This is a genomic window from Oceanisphaera litoralis (assembly GCF_016907015.1).
In the GTDB taxonomy this organism is placed as follows: domain Bacteria; phylum Pseudomonadota; class Gammaproteobacteria; order Enterobacterales; family Aeromonadaceae; genus Oceanimonas; species Oceanimonas litoralis.
The window spans coordinates 39095-59168 of the sequence record NZ_JAFBBE010000014.1 but is presented as its reverse complement, the minus strand read 5'-3'; the positions used below and the strand labels follow the sequence as shown (position 1 = coordinate 59168).

Here is a 20074-nt window from a genome sequence, read left to right as displayed (position 1 = left end):
ATAGGGCGTTGCTAACCATTGCCCTCGGCCGTCGAAAGTCGCATGATGGACTCATACACCAACGCCTGAGGTCAGGGATGAATTCAGCCTCAATGCCCACCCTGGGCAGGCTCGCTTTAATATCGCGCCGGTTATCCGATTACCGCCTGCTGTTCGGTCTCTTCCTGCTGGTCGCCGGCACCAGCCTGTGGGCCGCCGAACCCCGGGTGCCGCTCAGCGTCACCCAGCAAGTGTATATCGATGCCCACCCGACCATCTCCATGTGCGTGGATCCGGACTGGTTACCTTTCGAAGCCATAGACAAAAACAATCAGCATGTGGGCATCGCCGCCGATCTCATCACCCTGGTCGCCGCCAAGACGGGGCTACAGATACAGTTGCATCCCACCTCCGGCTGGGAGCAGAGCCTGACCGCTTCCCGTAACGGAGACTGCGTGGCCCTGAGTCTGCTCAACCAGACGCCGGATCGCGAACAGTGGCTTATCTTTACCGACCCGCTGCTGGACGATCCCAATGTGCTGATTTCCCGGGAAGAACATCCTTTCATCTCCGACCTGGCCGGCCTGACCGACCACACCATGGCCCTGCCCCGCGGCACGGCCATGTTCGAACTCTTTGCCCGGGACTTTCCCAACCTGACCATTATCGACACCGAGTCGGAATCCGAAGCCATGCAACTGGTATCGGATGGCAAAGCCGATCTGACCCTGAGATCCCTGGTGGTGGCGGCCCATACCATCAAGCAGCAGGGCTGGTACAACCTCAAAATTTCGGGACAGGTGCCCGGTTATGAAAACCGGCTGCGCATGGGGGTACTCCAGTCGGAACATACCCTGCGCGATATTCTGAACCGGGGCATCAATGCCATGACCGATCAGGAGCGGCAACAGGTCATGAATCGTTACCTGTCATTGCAGATGGTGTCGGAGGTGGTCACCGATTACACCCTGGCCTATGGTCTGGGGTTGCTGCTGGCCGCCGTCACCGGCACCAGCCTGTTCTGGGCACGTCGCCTGCGGGCGCTGAACCGGCAGCTCGAGGTCATGGCACAGACCGATGCCCTGACCCGGTTGCCCAACCGGCACGGCCTGAACCTGACGCTGGAAAAAGACCTGCGCCGGGCACAACGTTACCGTCGCCCACTGACGGTGATCCTGCTCGATATCGATCACTTCAAGCACGTCAATGACCAATATGGCCACCTGACCGGCGACAAGGTGCTGGTCCGGTTCGGTCAACTGCTGCAGGATAATCTGCGCGAGGCCGACGCCATCTGCCGCTGGGGCGGGGAGGAATTCCTGATAGTGTGCTTTGAAACCGATCTCGGTCAGTGCAGACAGCTGGCCGAACGACTACTGGCCAGCATACGCCGGCATCGCTTCCCCGGACAGGAACACATTAGCGCCAGTGCCGGCATAGCGGCGCTCGAACCCGCCGATACCGTGGATACCCTGGTGCAGCGAGCAGACGAGGCCCTTTACCAGGCCAAGCACAAGGGGCGGGATCAGGCCTGCGTGGCCCGACCGACGCTCCCGGCCACCGACCGCGGCGACCGTGACCGCAACGACCGTGATCGCGACGACAGGGCCTGAACCCGGGACCTGCTTTCCAGCGCCTCCAGCGGCCGCCAATATCTCTTTAGTCGAGTGACGCCACAGAATTTACTCAGGGCGCTTAAGTCTAGGGGCCTATATGTCATACAATACCGGGCGGAAATGCAATCCAGCGGTGTATGCCAGCGCCAGTGCCAGCCAACAATTGGTGCCACGCCGAGCCGTTGAACCCACCTATCAAGCAGGGAACAAGCGAAATAATGACAACCAAAGAACCGACCATCGTATATACCTTGACCGATGAAGCCCCCGCCCTCGCCACCTACTCGTTACTTCCCATAGTGCGCACCTTTGCCAGCAGCGCCGGCATTAACGTGACCCTGAGCGATATCTCGCTGGCCGGCCGCGTACTGGCCGCCTTTCCCGAGCGCCTGAGCGAAGCACAACGTGTGGTTGATGGCCTGAGTGAGCTGGGTGAGCTGACCCAGGATCCGCATGCCAACATCATCAAGCTGCCCAACATCAGCGCCTCTGTGCCCCAGCTGCGCGCCTGCATCAAGGAGCTGCAAACCCAGGGCTTCGATATTCCCGATCTGCCGGAAGAAGCCAACACCGACGAAGAAAAGTCCGCCGCCGAGCGCTATTCCAAAATTCTCGGCAGCGCGGTCAACCCGGTACTGCGCCAGGGCAACTCCGACCGTCGTGCCCCGGCGGCGGTGAAGGCCTTCGTACGCAAATACCCGCATTCCATGGGTGCCTGGAGCAAGGCCTCCCGCTCCCACGCCGATTACATGAAGGGCGGTGACTTCTTCTCCAGCGAGCAGTCCGTCACCATGGACAAGGATCAGACCGTTCGTATCGAATTCGTCAACCAGGCCGGCCAGGTCGAACTGAAAAAAGAACTGCCGCTGCAGGCCGGCGAAGTGCTGGACGGCATGTTCATGAGTGCCCGTAAACTGTCGGACTTCTTCGAACAGACACTGCAAGACTGTAAAGAGACCGGCGTCATGTGGTCACTGCACGTCAAGGCCACCATGATGAAGGTGTCTCACCCCATCGTGTTCGGCCATGCCGTCAAGGTCTTCTACCGGGAAGTCTTCGAAAAGTACGGCGAGCTGTTCGACGAGCTGGGCGTCAATCCCAACAACGGCATGAACAGCGTGCTGGAAAAGATCAAGACCCTGCCCCAGTCCACCCAGGACGAAATCGAGCAGGCCATTCACGACTGCTACGAACTCCGCCCGGAAATGGCAATGGTCGACTCGGTCAAGGGCATCACCAACCTGCACGTGCCGAGCGACGTGATAGTAGATGCCTCCATGCCCGCCATGATCCGCAATTCCGGTCAGATGTGGGGCCGTGACGGCAAGCAGAAAGACACCAAGGCGGTGATGCCGGAAAGCACCTATGCCCGCATCTATCAGGAAGTGATCAACTTCTGCAAGACCAACGGCGCCTTCGATCCCCGCACCATGGGTACAGTGCCCAACGTGGGTCTGATGGCGATGAAGGCCGAAGAGTACGGTTCCCACGACAAGACCTTCGAACTGAGCGAAAACGGCACCATGCGCGTGGTCGATGCCAACGGTCAGGTGCTGATGCAGCACGAAGTGGAACAAGGCGATATCTGGCGTGCCTGCCAGACCAAGGATGCCGCCATTCGCGACTGGGTCAAGCTGGCCGTCACCCGCGCCCGCCACTCCGCCACTCCGGCGGTATTCTGGCTGGACGCCGAGCGCGCCCACGACAACGAGTTGCAGAAGAAGGTGGAAGCCTACCTGCAGGAGCACGATCTGAGCGGCCTGGACATTCGTATCATGTCCTACAACGAAGCCATCCGCTTCTCGATGGAGCGTATGATCCGCGGCCTGGACACCATCTCCGTGACCGGTAACGTGCTGCGTGACTACCTGACCGACCTGTTCCCGATCATGGAACTGGGCACTTCGGCCAAGATGCTGTCCATAGTGCCGATGCTGGCCGGTGGCGGCATGTACGAAACCGGTGCCGGCGGTTCGGCACCCAAGCACGTACAGCAGCTGATGGAAGAAAACCACCTGCGCTGGGACTCACTGGGTGAATTCCTGGCGCTGGCGGTGTCGCTGGAAGAGCTGGGCATCAAGGAAGGCAACGCCCGCGCCAAGATCCTGGCCACCTGCCTGGACAAGGCCACCGAGCTGCTGCTGGACAACGGCAAGTCGCCGTCGCGCCGCGCCGGCGAGCTGGACAACCGCGGCAGCCACTTCTACCTGAGCCTGTACTGGGCCCAGCAGCTGGCCGCCCAGACCGACGACGCCGAACTGGCCGCCCACTTCGCGCCGCTGGCCAAGGCACTGGCCGACAACGAGCAGCAGATAGTCGCCGAGCTGAACGCGGTACAGGGCCAGCCCGCCGGCCTCGACGGCTATTACCACGTCGACCCGACGGCGGTAGAAAAGGTCATGCGCCCCAGCGCGACGCTGAACCAGGCCCTGGCCGCACTGAAAGGCTGAGTCTGACCGTCTGAGTCACCCCGGCTAAAACCAACACCCCGGCATCCTGGATGCCGGGGTTTTTTATTGGATGCGTGCCAGAACGAGGATCCGCTAATGGCCTGCCAACCGGGCAGACATTTCCGAGCACCCATGAAGGGTTGATGGCGTATCGAGGGAGACGGCTGTGTTGTCTCAGGTCCGGGGCCTCAACATGACCGGATCATGGCCGGGACGGCTATAGTTAGTGGTGAAACCATACCCCCCGCCATTTACCGCTCGTTTTTTTGGCAGCCTTTTTTTGGCAGCGCATGCCTGCAGCGCGTTCCCTACCCCTACTGCAGAAGCCACCAAAAATAGCACAATTACCTTTAACATACTGAATAATCATCAAAAAAAGCACAAGCAACCATATTTACACACACGCATCAATACAACTCAGCTCGGTGTCACGCACTTGATTGCATTGCTCTCTTGCGTCCACAGTCGTCTTTTGACAGTCTATAATAGCCCCAAATGAGGTTAGAACCCGAAACGAAGGAGAGCACGGAATGAACAAGCTAAAAGGACTCAAGCTGGCGACCGGACTGTCGGCGCTGGCGCTGTTCACCTGTACCGCCGTCCAGGCCGACAACTGGCGCTATGCCCACGAAGAATACGAAGGCGACGTACAGGACGTGTACGCCCACAAGTTCAAGGAATACATCGAAGAGCATTCGGATCATACGCTGCAAATCTACCGCTTTGGCGAACTGGGCGAGTCTGATGACATCATGGAGCAGACGCAGGCCGGCATCCTCAACTTCGTCAACCAGTCTCCCGGCTTTACCGGCGCCCTGATCCCCGAAGCCCAGATATTCTTCATCCCCTATCTGATGCCCACCGACATGAAGACGGTGGTGAGCTTCTTTCGCGAGAGCAAGGCCATCAACGAAGACTTTCCCAGACTTTATGCGCAAAAAGGTCTGGAACTGCTGAAGATGTATCCCGAAGGCGAAATGGTTATCACCCTGGATGAAAAAGCCACCACGCCGGAACAGCTGAACAACAAGAAAATTCGGGTCATGACCAACCCGCTGCTGTCGGAAACCTATTCCGCCTTCGGCGCCACCCCGACCCCCCTACCCTGGGGTGAAGTCTATGGTGCCCTGCAGACCAACATGATCCAGGGTCAGGAAAACCCGATCTTCTGGATCGAATCCGGCGGTCTCTACGAAGTGTCTCCCAACCTGATTTTTACCGGTCACGGCTGGTTTACCACCGCCATGATGGCCAATCGGGATTTCTATCAGGGACTGTCCGATGAAGATCAACAGCTGGTACAAAAGGCAGCCGACCACGCCTTCGAGGAAATCATCGAGCACATCGATGGCCTCGCCGACCGCTCGCTGGAAAAAATCACCAGCAACAGCAAAAAGGTCACGGTCACTCGCCTCGATGACACCCAGATTGCCGCCTTCAAGGCCCGGGCTCCCCGGGTGGAAGACAAGTTTATCGACATGACCGGAGAGGGCGGCAAGGCGCTGCTGAACCAGTTCAAGCAGGATCTGAAAGATCTGTGAATAATTAATAATGAGCCTGCGGCCTCACCACTCCAGGTGAGGCCATATCAACCCACCCGTAGGCGCCTCTGCCGCCGGGACAGGGACGGCTCCGGAGCATTATAATGTCTGAGCACACTCCTGAACCAGAAGATGACACCGCTGCCTATGACTCGGGCCTGCCCGGCGTTCTGGGTGTAATGGATGAATGGATAGCCCGCTTCGAGGCCCTGATGCTCGCATCCGGCGTACTGCTGATGGCCATCAACACCTGCGCCAATGTCATCGCCCGCTTCGTGTTTGGCGAAGGCTTCTTCTTCTCCGGCGAGATCAACCGGATTCTGATTATCTTCATCACCTTCGCCGGCCTCGGCTACGCCGCCCGTCACGGCCGCCATATCCGCATGTCGGCACTGTACGACGCGCTACCCGTCCGGGCGAGAAAGGTACTGATGATCCTCATCGCGCTTTTTACCGCCCTGATGATGTTTTTTCTCAGCTACCACGCCTATGGCTATATCGATACGCTCCACAGTCGCGGCCGCATTCTGCCGGCACTCGGCATCGAGATCTGGTGGATTTACATCTGGGCCCCCGTGGGCTTTGCCGTCACCGGCATTCAATACCTGCTGACCGCCGTCAAGAACCTGACCAGCCCCGGCGTCTATCTTTCCACCGGGGTGGCGGATGGCTACGGTGATATCGAAACTCATACCGAGACCCGTACCGAGACCCATCCCGAGACCAAAGTTTAATTCCGGGCGGCAATCAAGCGCCTGGCGTCAATAACCATAAAAAGGCATAAACCATGGCAACGCTGTTAATGGCCATCATGATTGGGCTGCTGCTGTTGGGTTTTCCCATGATGATTCCGCTGATCACCGCCTCCGTGGTCGGCTTTGTGATGATGTTCGACGGCTTCGGCCAGATGGGGACCTTTATTCAGCAGATGATGGGCGGCATTCGGCCTGCCTCGCTGATTGCGGTGCCCATGTTTATTCTCGCCGCCGACATCATGACCCGCGGACACTCCGCCGACCGCTTGATCAACATGGTCATGGCCTTTATCGGCCACATCAAGGGGGGCCTTGCCATCAGTACCGCCACTTCCTGCACCTTGTTCGGCGCCGTGTCCGGCTCCACCCAGGCCACTGTGGTGGCGGTGGGCTCGCCGCTACGGCCGAAAATGCTCAAGGCCGGTTATTCCGACTCCTTTACCCTGGCGCTGATCATCAATGCCAGCGACATCGCCTTTCTGATCCCGCCCAGCATCGGCATGATCATCTACGGGGTCATCTCCGAAATCTCCATCGCCGAGCTGTTTATCGCCGGCATAGGGCCCGGTTTGCTGATCTTGTTGATGTTTTCGCTCTATTGCCTCTATTACGCCCACAAGCATAAGGTGCCTACCGAGCCGAAAGCCAGCTGGTCCGAGCGATTACGTGCGGTTCAGATGGCGCTGTGGCCGCTGTTTTTTCCGGTGATCATCGTCGGCGGTATCTATGGCGGTATTTTCAGCCCTACGGAAGCGGCGGCGGTCTGCGTGCTTTATGCCTTCCTACTGGAATTCGTGGTATTTCGCTCGCTCAAGCTCCCGGAAATCTATCGCATTGCCAAGTCCACCGGCCTTATCACCGCCGTGGTCTTTATTCTGGTGGCGGTCGGCAACGGCTTTTCCTGGATACTGTCGTTCGCCCAGGTGCCCCAGACCATTCTGGAGTCGGTTGGCGTCAATGAAGCCGGCCCGGTCGGGGTGCTGATTGCCATTTGTGTGGCCTTCTTTATTGCCTGCATGTTTGTGGATCCCATCGTCGTCATCCTGGTGCTGACCCCCATCTTCGCGCCGGCCATTCAGGCCACCGGGCTGGATCCAGTCCTGGTGGGGGTACTCATTACCCTGCAGGTGGCCATCGGCTCGGCCACTCCCCCGTTTGGCTGCGATATCTTCACCGCCATTGCCATATTCAAACGGCCCTATATGGAGGTGATCCGCGGTACTCCCCCCTTCATCTTCATGCTGGTGGCCGCCGCCGGGCTGATTATCGCCTTTCCGGAAATAGCATTGTTCCTGCGTGATCTGGCCTTCCCCGACTGATGCCCATCCCATGAAGCAATCGATCTATCGTTCTGTTCGACTGTCATCTCAATCCCGAACAAAGGGCCCGCTCTGCCGACAAGTAACTCGGTGCTCGAGAAGAGCAGCGGCCCGATGCAAGGGGATCAAAAAAGGGCCCTTGAGGCCCTTTGACAGTAACACTGTTGCAGTTCAGAAATGCCAGCTCAGGCCCACCATCAGGCCGGTTGCATCGACTTCATCACGATCAATCAGCTGTGCATATTCCGCGAAGAAGGCCACGCCGCCCGGATGGCTCTTATCCCGGAAACGTACCCCAACACCGTAGCTGAAGTCATCCTCGGAGTCTGAAACTTTTCTGGGCCAGCCGACACTTGGAAAATCATCACTTTCAGCTTCGACTTTGGCCTTGGTCCAACCCAGCAGGCCATAAACCGACATGAAGTCCTGGATGGGGATCTGAGGTAGTGCATAAAAGCCATAATAGTATTTCAGCTTGGTTGTTCCTTCTCCTCCCTGAACCGAATGCTCATCACTCCCTACTCCTCGCCCATAACGAGCTTCAAATGCCAAGTAGGGTGAAGGCTGAACCCCTAGGTTGATACCCACCGTATTCCAGTCGTTAGAGAGTGGATCATCCAACACATCAAGTTCTACATCCGCCTTAATATGTGAATAATTCAACCCAACATAAAACTCGGGTTGGGAGTAGGTAAGGGGGGTGACCGAGGAGTATTGCTGGGCCTGGGCGCTGGCCGCCACCAACAGACATGCTCCCGCAAGACATGCGTTCAGCTTCATATGTATACCGTCCTTGAGATTATTATTGGATGTTATTTAACCACTGTGCCTGAAAAGCGTAGAACAGTGTTCCAATAAGCTCCATATGAATTACTCACCCCTAACCTTTTTGCGCCTGAAAACTGATTTTTTCACCAAGCCTGTCGCTGGTAAGGTATGTTGGGCGCAGCCCTTTTCCATCATAATGGCACCTCTCCAGCATTGGTTTTCACGTTAAAGAGCAATTGTATCCGTGGATGATTTTCTTCAGATTTTCAGCAACCCAATCCTGATATGGACACTGGGCATTGCCAGCGCAGTGTGCTTTATCGGCTCGCTGCTGGCGATCCCCTGGCTGGTGGTGCGGATTCCGGCGGATTATTTTTCCGATAGCTATCGCCACCGGGTACTCTGGGCCCGGCAGCATCCGCTGCTGCGCTGGCTGCTGCTGATCCTGAAAAACCTGCTGGGGCTGGTGTTACTGCTGATGGGCATCGCCATGCTGGTGCTCCCCGGTCAGGGGCTGCTGACCATACTGATCGCCCTGGTAATGCTGAACTTTCCGGGCAAATACCGGCTGGAACGCCGACTGTTCAGGGTGCCCTCGGTGCGCAATGGCGTGAACTGGCTGCGCAGAAGAGCCGGGCGGCCGCCGTTGAGGTTTGATGGTGAAACATGAGCAGCCGCGTCTCTCGTTCCTCCGTCAACAGCCACACTTCAGGTCACCGCCATCCCGGCTTTGGCTTCCAGCCGCATCCGCAGCAGCTGCTCGGCCATTTCGGCAAAGCCCTTGCCGCCTTCCGCTTCGGTTTGATAAGCCGGTAACGTGGTCAGCCAGGGCAGGCTGTGGCGTATGTTGGCCACCCCCACACTCAGGGGCAGGGCGCGGAACATGGGTTCGTCGTTGGCCGAATCGCCGATGCACAGCACCTGAGTTTGGATCTGCTCTGTCGTCAGCCCCAGCCGGGTGGTGAAATAGCGCTCGGCGGCACGCCATTTGTTGTGATCACCACTCCACACATTGAGATGAATGGAGCTGGTGGAATAGTTCACCTCGTGCTGGTCGAGCACGGCACACAGGGCATTGACCTCGTCGCGGCTCAGGCTCACCGCCTGGCCGATGTCGATGGCCATGTCGGTCAGGCGCAGCGGCTGATCTGTTGCCAGCCGGGCGCCGGGCACGGCAGCCAGGGCGGCGTTGACCGCCGCTTCAAGCCGTTGCCGCTGCTGGCGGCGGTCGTCGTCGGGCAGCCAGTAGTGGGTGCTCAGGCGCTGGCCGTCGAGCTGAAAGCGAAAGCCCCCGCCCTCGCCGATCACCGTGTTCACCGGCAGCAGCCGCACCAGGGCATCGCACCAGCCGGCACAGGCGCCGGTAATGGGCACCACGGTCATGCCGGCGTCGCGCAGATCATAGAGTGCCTGCAGGGTTTGGGGCAGTAACTGGCCCCGGTAGCTAAGGGTATCGTCCACATCGGTGAGAATGTAGCGAATGGCGCCGGCCCGGGCCGGCGACAGCTGGTCTATGGGTTTCATCAGTCTATCAGCCTGCCCTGTTGGTCAAAGAACGGATGGGGGCCATCGCAGGCATCCACATGGCTCTGGTGGCTCAGCAGCAGGCCGCTGTGCGGGTGCAGATACAGCAGACGGATCATCGCCGGCTCCTTGGTAAAGGAAGAAGGCGCACCGGGGCGCAGATCCAGGGTTACCGCATGGTTGTGGGCCGGGCCCACATACACGGGTCGCCCACACCACATAAACTCCACCGGCCGGTGCAGGTGGCCGCACAGTATCACCTCCACCTGGGGGTGACTTTGCAATACCACTGCCAGCTCGTCGGCACCGTTCAGCCGTTGCACATCCATGTGCTCCAGCCCCACCGCCACCGGCGGGTGATGCATAAACAGCAGGGTGCGCCGGGCCGGTGCCCGGCTCAGGGTCTGTGCCAGCCAGTCGCGCCGCTCGGCATCAATCAGGCCATGGGGCTTGCCCGGCACACTGGTGTCCAGCCCCACCAGCCGTAACGGCAGGCCGTCGATGGCATAGCTCAGGTGTTCATCGGTCTGAAACAGGTAGTCATGATCCGTAAACGCCGCCCGCAGGGCGCCGCGCTCGTCGTGGTTGCCCGGCACCAGATAAAACGGCATTTGCAGCCGGTCCAGCGCCAGGCGGGCCTGCCGATATTCGGCTTCGGTGCCGAAGTCGCCGAGATCGCCGGTGATCAGCACCAGATCGGGCATGGGTTGCAGACCGTTCAGATGGTCCACCGCCTGCTGCAGCCGGGCAAAGGTGTCCACCCTGCCGGCATAGGCCGGCTTGCCGCCGGCCTTGATGTGAAGATCCGTCAGTTGCGCGATGATCATGCCGCCCTCACACCCTGCTGATCCAGCAGGATCATCTGATCCGGCTTGATCTGCAGCCCCACTGGCTGCCCCTGCGTGAAGTGCGTCCGACCGTCGCCGTCCACCAGCACCGGTTGCTGGCCGGCACCCGCCACCCATACCCGGGTGCGATCGCCGATAAACTGGGTCTGCTGCACCACGCCGGTAAGCTGGCCGCTGCCGGCCTCGGTGAGCACTATGTCTTCCGGCCGGCAGTGAATGCGCCCAAAGCCGTCGGCCAGCGCCACGTCCGGCAGACTGCCCCCCGGCAGTTGCATGCGGCGATCGCGGATCTGGCCTTCAAACACATTGATCTGGCCGATAAAGTCGGCCACAAAGTCGTTTTTGGGGGTGAAATAGATCTCGCGGGGGGAGCCGATTTGCGACACCCGTCCCTGCTCCATCACCACAATGCGATCCCCCAGGGCCATGGCCTCGTCCTGATCGTGGGTCACGTAAATGGCGGTAATGCCGAGCTTGCGCAGCAGGCTATTGATGTCGGCCCGCAGCCGCTCGCGCAGCAGGGCATCGAGGGCGGTGAGCGGCTCGTCCAGCAGCAGCACCCGCGGGCTGGTGATAATGGCCCGCGCCAGCGCCACCCGTTGCCGCTGGCCGCCCGAGAGCTGGCTGATGCGGCGGTGGGCCAATGCGCCCAGCTCCATCATCTCCAGCATTTCCGCCACCCGCCGTTTGATGTCGGCGACATTCACCTTCTGCACCTTCAGGCCGTAGCCCACGTTTTCGGCCACCGTCATGTTGGGAAACAGGGCATAGGACTGAAACACCATGCCCACCTTGCGCTTTTCAATGGGCTGGCGGGTCACGTCTTCATCGCCAAACAGAATGCGGCCGCCCTCGTCGGGAAACTCCAGTCCGGCAATCATGCGCAGGGTGGTGGTCTTGCCGCAGCCCGAGGGGCCCAGCAGCACCAGGGTCTCGCCGGCGTTGATGGTCAAGTCCAGCGGCTGCAGTGCCAGGGTGCCGTCGGCAAAGGTTTTCCGGCAGTTTTCGAGGCGAATGGAAACGCCGTGTTCGTGGTTGCTCATGGTTTAATTCCTGAAAACAAAATACGGATTATCATGCCGCCGGCTTGCGCAGCCGGGCGCCGCTCCACTGCACGCCAATCATCAGCGGCAGCAGCATGATCAGAAAGATCAGGGTGTAGGCACTGCTGATCTCCAGTCGCATGGAAGCATAGGAGTCGGCCAGTCCCACCGGCAGGGTTTTGGTCAGCGGGGTGTGCAGCATCCAGGTAAGGTTGAACTCGCCCACCGACAGGGTCAGGGTCATCAGGGCGCCGCTGATGATGCCGCCCTTGCAGTTGGGCACCACCACGTCGCGAAAGCGGCGCCAGAAGCCGGCGCCCAGGCTGGCCGCACCTTCTTCCAGCTGTTTGAAGTCGATGCTGTGCAGCACCGCCTGCACAGATCGCACCATAAACGGCAGGGTATACAGCACATGGCCGATCAGAATGAACAGCCAGCTGGTGCGCAGATCGCCGTGGCCGCCGTAGGCGATGATCAGCGCCAGGGCGATGGCCAGGCCGGGAATGGCCACCGGCAGCACAATCAGCTCTTCAAAGATGCGCGCCCAGCGGCTGGAAGAAGCCGCCAGATAATAGGCCGCCGGCACCCCCACCAGCAGGTTCACCCCCAGGGTAGCCAGGGCCAGTTGCAGGGTCAGCCAGAGGGTATCGCTGTACAGCGCCAGCACTTCGTTTATCCAGCGCAGGGTCAGCCCGCTCGACAGCCCCTGAAAGTAGTTGTTGGTCAGGCCGGCGGTCACCGACATCAGCACCGGCACCACCATAAAGGCGCAGATCAGCAGGGTAAAACCCAGCTGCAGGTAGTAGGAAAGAGGTCGTTTCATGGCAGTGTCCTCAGGCAGCAGGAGTGGAGTTGGCACCCGATACCGAGCGCGCCAGCAACAGCACCAGCCAGGTGATCAGCCCCAGCAGAATGCTCAGTGCCGCCGCCATGGCAATATTGGCGCCCAGGGTGAATTCGGTATAAATGGTCATCGGCATCACATTGATGCCGCTGGCCAGCGCAAAGGCGGTGCCAAAGGCGCCCATGGAGGTAGCAAAGCAGATGGCACCACTGGCGATCAGCGCCGGCTTGAGCGCCGGCAGGATCACGTCCCGCACTATGCGCAGGCGCGAGGCGCCGAGCGAGCGCGCCGCTTCTTCCAGCATCAGATCCATCTTCTCTACCGCCGACATCACCGTCAGCAGCACCCGGGGAATGGAAAAATAGACATAACCGACAAAGAGCCCGGCCAGGGAATAGGCAAAGGTCCAGCGCGAGCCGTCGAGCAGCAGCCCCAGCTCGGCGCTCAGGCCCTGGCGGCCGCCCAGCATGATCACCAGAAAGCCCACCACCACACCGGGAAAGGCCAGCGGAAAGGTCAGCAGCGACACCAGCAGCGACTTGCCGGCAAACCGGTTGCGGGCCAGAAACAGGCCGGCCACCAGGGCAATGGCCAGGGTGGTGAGGGTGGTCACCACCGACAGTGCCAGGGTCTCCAGCATGCTGCGCAGATAGCGGCTGTTGGTCAGCGCCTGCCAGTAGTTCATGGCACCGTCGTCACCGCTGACCGACACCAGGATCAGCTGTCCCATGGGGATGAGAAAAAAGGCGCAGGTAATGATGAGCACCGGCAGCATCATCAGAACCAGGTTTCGGTTGGTTTGAACAGACATGGGGTTTCTCAACGAAAGAAAGTCAAAAGCGGAGTCGGGGCGGGCACCGCAGTGCCCGCCACCGGCCCCCGGTTACTGCATGCGGTTGAGGTATTGCTGCTGGAAGCGGGTCTGTACCTCGGCCATCTTGCCGTAGTCCACCGCCACGGCGCGGGCGTAATCGGACTCGGGCAGGAAGCGGGCCTTCACTTCATCCGGCATGGCATCGGGACGAACCGGCCGCAGGAAGGCGTTGGCCCACACCGCCTGCCCCTTGTCGGAGAGTACGAAATCGAGGATCTTGCGGCCCTTTTCCGGGTTGGGCGCGTTTTTCACCAGACTCATCACATAGGGCACCACCACGCTGCCCTCTTCGGGGATCACGAACTGCACATTGGCGCCGTCCTTGTATTTGGCGCGGTAGGCGTTGAAGTCGTAGTCCAGCATGATGGGGATCTCGCCGGAGAGCACCCGGGCATAGGCGGTCTGTTTGGGCACGATGGGATCGTTGTCCTGCAGTTTGGCCAGAAACTCCAGACCCGGCTCGAAGTTGTCCAGATCTCCGCCCAAGGCACCGTTGATCGCCACCGCGCCGGCATAACCGACAAAGGCACTGGACGGATCCAGATAACCGATCATGCCCCTGTAGGCGGGATCCAGCAGATCCTGCCAGCTCTGGGGCACCGGCTTGCCCTCGAGGGCATCCACGTTCACAAACAGCCCCAGGGTGCCGGAGTGAATGGTGAACCAGTTGCCGTCCGGATCCTTCAGGCCGTCCGGGATCTGCTCCCAGTTGGCGGGCTGATAAGCCTCGGTCACGCCCTTTCCGGCGGCGGCAATGCCAAACGACACGCCATAATAGGCCACGTCCGCCACCGGGTTGTTCTGCTCGGCCAGCAGCTGGGACAAGGCCTGGCCGGAGTTCTTGTTGTCAAAGGGAATGCGGTAGCCCAGCTCTTCCTTGATCACCTTGAGCTGGGTGCCCCAGTCTGCCCACTGGGGCGGGCAGTTATAACAGATGGCATCGGCGGCCTGCACCTGACCACCCAGTACACTGGCGGTAACGGCCAGGGCCGAAGCCCATTTAACTACACCTTGTTTAAGCATGACGTTGTCTCTCGCTGAAGGGTTGAACAGGGGAATGTTGAACAGGGGAATGGGTAAGGGAAGCCAGGGTGCCACCGGCCACCAGCTGGTATCCCAGCTGACGGCTCGGGCCCGAAGCGGTGTTGTGGTCTGGCTGTGCCAGCAGGGCATCCACGGCGGCACTGCCGATTTCAAGGTTGGGGGTGCGCACGCTGGTCAGGGCCGGCATGCGCAGGGCACCGGCCTGAATACCGTCGAAGCCGACAATGGAAATGTCCTCTGGCACCCGCAAGCCCAGCCGCTCCAGCTGGGCGATGGCGGCCAGCGCCAGCAAATCGTTGGAGCAGAACCAGGCGGTAGGCTGTTCGCCCGGCTGGCCATAAATGGCGGTCAGCGCCTGCTGCAGCCCGGTGGCATTGACCGGGTCCACCTGCACCAGTTGCGCCAGGGCCACACCAGCTTGGCGCAGACCCGACAAAAAGCCCGCATGGCGCTCCCGTGCCCGGTCGGTGCGCACAAATTCACCCGAAATCATGCCAATGCAGCGGTGGCCGGCAGCCAGAATGCGCCCGGCCACGTCGGCGGCGGCGCAGAAGTTGTCGACGCCCACATAGGCCGCCACCCGCTGACGCGGCGCATTGTGCATCAGGCAGTAGGACACACCGACTTCATCCAGCCGCTGCAGGGCGGCGCTGTTGGTAGCGTCGTTCACCGTGAGCAGTACTCCGTCCACCTGATAGGCGAGCAGGGTTTCCACCGCACTCAGTTCAAGCGCACCGTCGTAATCGGAAGAGAGGATCAAGGGGGTGTAACCCAGGGTTCGGGCTCGTTGCTGCAGGCCGGCGGCGGTTTCGGCAAACACCGGGTTGGTCAGGCTGGGAATGATGACGCCCAGGGTCATGCTGCTGGAAGACTTGAGGGTCCGGGCCGCCATGCTCGGGCGGTAGCCCAGCGCGCTGACGGCGGCCTCCACCCGTTCCACCGTTTCCGCCCGCACGGCTCCCTTGTTGTTGACCACCCGGGATACGGTGGCGGTGGACAGGCCACAATGCCGGGCGATGTCCCTGATGGTAACGGTTCTGGCCATAAGTGCCTCCTCTGTGTTGAGAGGCACTATAAATTCGCTTTTTGACAGTAATGTTAACGTTTACATAGAATATGCAATCGTTTACATGAAGTTTTTATGACCGCCCGGCGAAACACTACCGGGCCGAGATTATCACTTCATCCCCAGCCGTTTCGCCAGCTTGTGCAGATTGCTGGGGTCGATGTCCAGCAGGCGGGCGGCAGCGGCCCAGTTGTTGTTGCTTGCGCTTAACGCCTGCTCTACAGCACGACGCTGGGCCTGGCTGGTGGCCTGCTGCAGGCTGACCGGGGCCGGGCGCGGACCTCGGGTTATGTGGTCTTCATCGTCGGCGCCCTGGCCGTGACCTGGCAGGTGGTGATTGGCCTCTGGCCCCGCAGCCGGCAGGCCGAACAAGGGGTGGCCGAACTGGCATCCAAATAATCGCTCGCCTGTTGCAAGACAAATCATCAAGTCCCGATGCCCCTGCGGCACCGGGGCTTTTTTATGTCGTCATTGACGCATGGGTCATCGCAGCAAACGCTCCGACGGATTCAACTCATTCGGGCCCCTGCTCAGCCAGTGCCCGCCGATGCCATTAACGCAACAAGATGACAACATGATGACCCCATTCGTCGATATCGTTGACATACGAAGGCCCATATATATGATGTGGCCATCATTCTGGACTCTGATTCCGCCATGACCTCTGTGCTTTTTGTCTGCCAAAGCAACGCCGTCTGCTCCCCTATTGCCGAGGCGCTGCTCAAACATCTCGCCGCCGACCGCTTTGAAGTAATGAGTGTGGGCCTGGAGCCAACCACGATAGATACTCATGCCCTGGCCGCCCTGCAACGGCTCGGCGTCATTACCGAAGGGCTGTTCAGCAAGGGGCTGGATGCCGTCGAGGAACAGTATTTTGATATTGTCATCAGCCTGTGCGAGCAGGTAGAAGACGCGGCCAGAGCCATACCGGCCAGCCAGTTCATGGCCTGGCATTTCGACGGCGCCTGCTGTGATTCTCCGCAGCAGGCAGCCAAAGTGGTGCACGAAATCTTTGAACGCATCAAGCTGCTGGTGCTGCTCCAGGATCGCAAGGTAAAGCCCCTGTGGTAACCGAAAAATCCCCGCTCGCCCTGTTCAAGGCGCTGGCCGACGACACCCGGCTGCAGCTGGTGCTGCTGATCATGGCCGAACAGGAAATGTGCGTCTGCGAAATGACCCACGCCCTGAATCAGAGCCAGCCCAAGATATCCCGCCACCTGGCCTTGTTGCGCCAGCACGAACTGCTGTCCGATCGCCGCGAGGGCCAGTGGGTCTATTATCGGCTGTCCCCCTCTCTGAAAGCCGGTGCGCTGGCTGTTTTGCAAGATACCTTCCGCCATTATCAACACCATATCCGGCCCGCCCGGGATCGGCTGACTACCATGGGTCACCGCCCCGAACGCCGGCGGTTGTGCTGCTGATCCTCAATCCGGCCTGTAATAACGCCTCGACCTTCGGCGGATAACGCCGGCCCCCGTGTCTGTTGCGGTATCACAGGCTCCGCATCACATCCGGACACGCCGATGCTTCCGCCATATAATGACCGTCAGTACAGTCAGCGCGAGGCACTGCGTGAATTCCCTAAAATACCTGACCGGTTATCCGGAACCCATTCAGCTCCAGGCCGGTGAACTGCTCACCAGCGGTCGGCTGGGAGATTATCTCGAACGCAAGTATCCGCACCGGCACCAGATCCAGAATGACAAGGCCCTGTACGGCTATATCAACGGTCTGAAAAGCCAGTACCTGCGCAAGAGTCCACCTTTAAGCTTGGTGCGCTACGACAGCAAGCTCAATGTGCTCAAACACGCTCTGGGCATGCACACCTATCAGTCTCGGGTACAGGGCAGCAAACTCAAGGCCCACAACAGCATTACCGTGGCCGCCCTGTTCAAGGAGGCACCGCCGGAGTTTTTACGCATGATAGTGGTACACGAGCTGGCCCACTTTAAGGAAAAGGATCATAACAAGGCCTTTTACCAACTGTGCTGCCATATGGAGTCCGGTTATCACCAGCTTGAACTGGACACCCGGCTGTGGTTGCAGTGGCGGGAACAAGAGAGGTGAAACCGGCTTGTAGTGTCTAAATACAGGCAATAAAAAGGGCCGGTTATCCGGCCCTTGTTCATTCACTTTTCTTGTTTGAATCATAACAAGAAAATCAGAACATGATGGGCATGCCGAAATTCACCTGCACATCCGGCGCATCCTCGGTCAGACCTGCCTGTAAGCTCATATTGAGTGAGGTCTTGTCGGTCAGCGCCAGCGAGAAACCGGTCGTCAGACTATCTATCTGCAGCACTTCACCCGCTTTTTTGCCATTGATCTTGGATTTAAGAACGGTCCTGTGGTTGACACCCAGGCTGAAGGAAAGCCGGTTATTGACCGCAAAACCCATCCCCATTCCCAGAAAGACACTGTCACCCAGATTGAACTTGTCTTTACCATTTGTTAAATCATCTGGAGTTAAATCTCGTTCTGCATCCGCCTCCAGATTCAAGGTATAGCCGGCGGTGCCGAACAGTACGCCCGGATCCGAGGGATAAATAAGGGTTATACTGGGCTCGATGGCCCATGAGCCCGATCCCGTGGGCGGGTCGGGAAAGATACCGTCAGGGTTCAATGGCAAATCGAAGGCCGAATCTCCCGTATCCGATTTAACCCTGAGCCCGCCAATCCAGAAAGGCGCCGATTCCAGGTTGAACTGGTAACGCACGGCCATTTCGATATCCCCCAAGCCCCCCCCCCTGGATGTAAATTCCCTGGGGCCGGTAACGGGTTCGTTCTCATCCCTTTTGGTAAAAACATCATAACGGTACACCCAGGGTACCCTCAGCTCCAGCTCAATCCGATTGGTCAGACCATAGCGAGCTGCCAGCCCCCAGGTAAAGGTTGTTAAATCCGCATCTTCTGCCTCGATGATCCCTACAACAATGGCCGGCAGCACGCTATAACCCAGTATGGAAATACGATTCGAAGTATTCTGCGAATAGCTGAATGAAGGCTCTATCTCAAACTTCCCCACCGGGGTTAGTAAGCCCTGCGTTTCCAAAGCACTCGCCACCGAATCCACCACTTGCCTGTCCTGAGCCTGTACTGTGCCCACTACGGATAACAGCAGGCCGGTAAACATTATTCTTTTGTTCATGGTTCTCTCCTGATTCCATATCTTGCTATCAAGCGGTGCAGCGATGCTCTGGAAATACACAGCAGCTCGGCCGCCCTTCCAGGGCGCCCCGACACCAGATCAAGCACTCGCTTTATCGCCAGTGCATCCGCTTCCTCCCTTGCTTTTCGAAGGCTGAGATTCTCGGGCTCCAGCAACAGTTCGCCTTCAAGATCCAAATGTTCCACACCCACATATTCCGTTTCACATTCAGACACCCCCCTTCTTACTTTCTCTATTAATTCGGTGATATTGCCTGGCCATTCATAATTCATCATCATTTTCTCAGCAGCATTGGTAAACCCAAGTATACGCTTACCCTGCTCCCTGCTTATTTTGTAAAGATAATACCTGGCAAGCAGTATTTTATCCTGCCCTCTTTCACGCAGCGGAGGAACTTCAAGCCGAAACTGATTCAAAAGCAAGAGAAAATCAGGAGAAAATCCACCTTTATCTTTCTGTTCTGAAGATATTAAATCCACACCAAAAAACAGGCTTATGTTACTTTTAACCTTACCATTCAGCACATATTCAGAAACATAACGCTGTACATATTCAGGCAACTGTTCGGAATGATTAATATAAATAAAAACGACGGAGTCATCAGTTTTGGAAAAGATTTTTTCTAATGGCTTCAATTCACCATCAGGCTCCATACAAAATACATTCACTTCCAAAAAAATACCGCCTTTAACTTTTGCAAATCCCTTAACTATATGACGTTTCCCTGTCCCAGGCTCACCAGCAAGAGTCAGACACTGATTATGATTGCTATTCATTGCAATGAAAACATTGTTGAATTTTTCATGGCGACCGATAAGATCACTCTGATGAAAGGAAAGGCCTAGATTGCTTTTAAGGCGCTTCATGCCATACGCACGCCCAACAGTGATAAATAATCGGTCTTCTGAGACAGGAGTGGTGTGATAGTCATAGCAGTGTATAGCAACAAATACTTGCCATTCTTTCTTGTACAGCTGGCGAAGGGTAAGGAGAGCAATCCAGGAAATCCCTTTGTAATTATCCAGCCATTGTTCTAGCTGAACAGGCGGCTTATCTAATCCACTGCAATCAAGTATTCCAACAGATGTGTCGGCATGTTCCAGGTAAAAACCTGCTGTATCCAAACTGACATGACGTATCAGTGTCCACCCAGGATAACGATTTATCCATGCCTTAGCTCCCTGAGCGTACTGCAAGACCAGGATCTCCTTATCCATGCTCATTTTTCGCCACC

The 20074-nt window shown here is 58.4% G+C and carries 20 protein-coding genes; 9 read left to right on the top strand and 11 right to left on the bottom strand.

Annotated elements, in window-relative coordinates:
* Positions 1–77: 77 nt before the first annotated feature.
* From HNR62_RS09955 to HNR62_RS09935, 5 genes are all read left to right on the top strand, one after another.
* Positions 78–1592, top strand: coding sequence for a diguanylate cyclase (locus HNR62_RS09955; RefSeq protein WP_204795934.1), 1515 nt, complete (start codon positions 78–80; stop codon positions 1590–1592).
* 221 nt (positions 1593–1813) lie between these two features.
* Complete coding sequence (locus HNR62_RS09950; RefSeq protein WP_204795933.1) at positions 1814–4045, top strand: NADP-dependent isocitrate dehydrogenase; 2232 nt, start codon at positions 1814–1816, stop codon at positions 4043–4045.
* Between the two features lie 530 nt (positions 4046–4575).
* Positions 4576–5586 (top strand): TRAP transporter substrate-binding protein, encoded by a 1011-nt coding sequence (locus HNR62_RS09945; protein ID WP_204795931.1) that lies wholly within the window; start codon positions 4576–4578, stop codon positions 5584–5586.
* A 104-nt stretch (positions 5587–5690) separates the two neighbouring features.
* On the top strand, positions 5691–6320 hold the full coding sequence (locus HNR62_RS09940) for a TRAP transporter small permease (RefSeq protein ID WP_204795930.1): 630 nt from the start codon (positions 5691–5693) through the stop codon (positions 6318–6320).
* A 53-nt stretch (positions 6321–6373) separates the two neighbouring features.
* Positions 6374–7660 carry a TRAP transporter large permease gene (locus HNR62_RS09935; protein ID WP_239552721.1) on the top strand — a complete coding sequence of 429 codons (1287 nt, stop codon included), beginning with the start codon at positions 6374–6376 and terminating at the stop codon, positions 7658–7660.
* A 171-nt stretch (positions 7661–7831) separates the two neighbouring features.
* Here HNR62_RS09935 and HNR62_RS09930 read toward each other — a convergent pair whose 3' ends face one another.
* The gene (locus HNR62_RS09930; RefSeq protein ID WP_204795929.1) at positions 7832–8440 is read right to left on the bottom strand and encodes a porin family protein; all 609 of its coding nucleotides are present in this window, start codon (positions 8438–8440) and stop codon (positions 7832–7834) included.
* Positions 8441–8672: 232 nt separating this feature from the next.
* Here HNR62_RS09930 and HNR62_RS09925 point away from each other — a divergent pair, with 232 nt between their 5' ends.
* Complete coding sequence (locus HNR62_RS09925; RefSeq protein ID WP_204795928.1) at positions 8673–9098, top strand: PGPGW domain-containing protein; 426 nt, start codon at positions 8673–8675, stop codon at positions 9096–9098.
* A 38-nt stretch (positions 9099–9136) separates the two neighbouring features.
* Here HNR62_RS09925 and HNR62_RS09920 read toward each other — a convergent pair whose 3' ends face one another.
* The 8 genes from HNR62_RS09920 to HNR62_RS16455 all read right to left on the bottom strand — a co-directional run bounded on the left by HNR62_RS09920 (position 9137) and on the right by HNR62_RS16455 (position 16097).
* Positions 9137–9952: an HAD family hydrolase gene (locus HNR62_RS09920; RefSeq protein ID WP_204795927.1), complete on the bottom strand. Its 816-nt coding sequence runs from the start codon at positions 9950–9952 to the stop codon at positions 9137–9139.
* The gene (locus HNR62_RS09915) at positions 9952–10779 is read right to left on the bottom strand and encodes a phosphodiesterase (RefSeq protein WP_204795926.1); all 828 of its coding nucleotides are present in this window, start codon (positions 10777–10779) and stop codon (positions 9952–9954) included. Before HNR62_RS09915 ends, HNR62_RS09920 begins: the two co-directional genes overlap by 1 nt.
* Positions 10776–11843, bottom strand: a complete 1068-nt coding sequence (locus HNR62_RS09910) for an ABC transporter ATP-binding protein (protein WP_204795925.1) — start codon at positions 11841–11843, stop codon at positions 10776–10778. The genes HNR62_RS09915 and HNR62_RS09910 overlap by 4 nt, the downstream gene beginning before the upstream one ends.
* A gap of 31 nt (positions 11844–11874) precedes the next feature.
* Positions 11875–12666 (bottom strand): ABC transporter permease, encoded by a 792-nt coding sequence (locus tag HNR62_RS09905; protein ID WP_204795924.1) that lies wholly within the window; start codon positions 12664–12666, stop codon positions 11875–11877.
* A gap of 10 nt (positions 12667–12676) precedes the next feature.
* Positions 12677–13498, bottom strand: coding sequence for an ABC transporter permease (locus HNR62_RS09900; protein WP_204795923.1), 822 nt, complete (start codon positions 13496–13498; stop codon positions 12677–12679).
* Between the two features lie 72 nt (positions 13499–13570).
* Positions 13571–14584: an ABC transporter substrate-binding protein gene (locus tag HNR62_RS09895; protein WP_204795922.1), complete on the bottom strand. Its 1014-nt coding sequence runs from the start codon at positions 14582–14584 to the stop codon at positions 13571–13573.
* Entirely contained in the window at positions 14577–15650 is a 1074-nt protein-coding gene (locus tag HNR62_RS09890; RefSeq protein WP_204795921.1) for a LacI family DNA-binding transcriptional regulator, read from the bottom strand. The genes HNR62_RS09895 and HNR62_RS09890 overlap by 8 nt, the downstream gene beginning before the upstream one ends.
* A gap of 132 nt (positions 15651–15782) precedes the next feature.
* On the bottom strand, positions 15783–16097 hold the full coding sequence (locus tag HNR62_RS16455; RefSeq protein ID WP_204795920.1) for a helix-turn-helix domain-containing protein: 315 nt from the start codon (positions 16095–16097) through the stop codon (positions 15783–15785).
* A 231-nt stretch (positions 16098–16328) separates the two neighbouring features.
* On the opposite strand from HNR62_RS16455, the gene HNR62_RS09880 reads away from it, so the two are divergent.
* The 3 genes from HNR62_RS09880 to HNR62_RS09870 all read left to right on the top strand — a co-directional run bounded on the left by HNR62_RS09880 (position 16329) and on the right by HNR62_RS09870 (position 17738).
* The gene (locus HNR62_RS09880; RefSeq protein WP_204795919.1) at positions 16329–16742 is read left to right on the top strand and encodes an arsenate reductase/protein-tyrosine-phosphatase family protein; all 414 of its coding nucleotides are present in this window, start codon (positions 16329–16331) and stop codon (positions 16740–16742) included.
* Positions 16736–17092 (top strand): metalloregulator ArsR/SmtB family transcription factor, encoded by a 357-nt coding sequence (locus tag HNR62_RS09875; protein WP_204795918.1) that lies wholly within the window; start codon positions 16736–16738, stop codon positions 17090–17092. The genes HNR62_RS09880 and HNR62_RS09875 overlap by 7 nt, the downstream gene beginning before the upstream one ends.
* A gap of 151 nt (positions 17093–17243) precedes the next feature.
* Entirely contained in the window at positions 17244–17738 is a 495-nt protein-coding gene (locus HNR62_RS09870) for a YgjP-like metallopeptidase domain-containing protein (protein WP_204795917.1), read from the top strand.
* A 94-nt stretch (positions 17739–17832) separates the two neighbouring features.
* Here HNR62_RS09870 and HNR62_RS09865 read toward each other — a convergent pair whose 3' ends face one another.
* Both HNR62_RS09865 and HNR62_RS09860 read right to left on the bottom strand, forming a co-directional pair.
* Positions 17833–18819 (bottom strand): transporter, encoded by a 987-nt coding sequence (locus tag HNR62_RS09865; RefSeq protein ID WP_204795916.1) that lies wholly within the window; start codon positions 18817–18819, stop codon positions 17833–17835.
* Positions 18816–20063: an AAA-type ATPase lid domain-containing protein gene (locus HNR62_RS09860; RefSeq protein WP_204795915.1), complete on the bottom strand. Its 1248-nt coding sequence runs from the start codon at positions 20061–20063 to the stop codon at positions 18816–18818. The genes HNR62_RS09865 and HNR62_RS09860 overlap by 4 nt, the downstream gene beginning before the upstream one ends.
* Positions 20064–20074 lie beyond the last annotated feature (11 nt).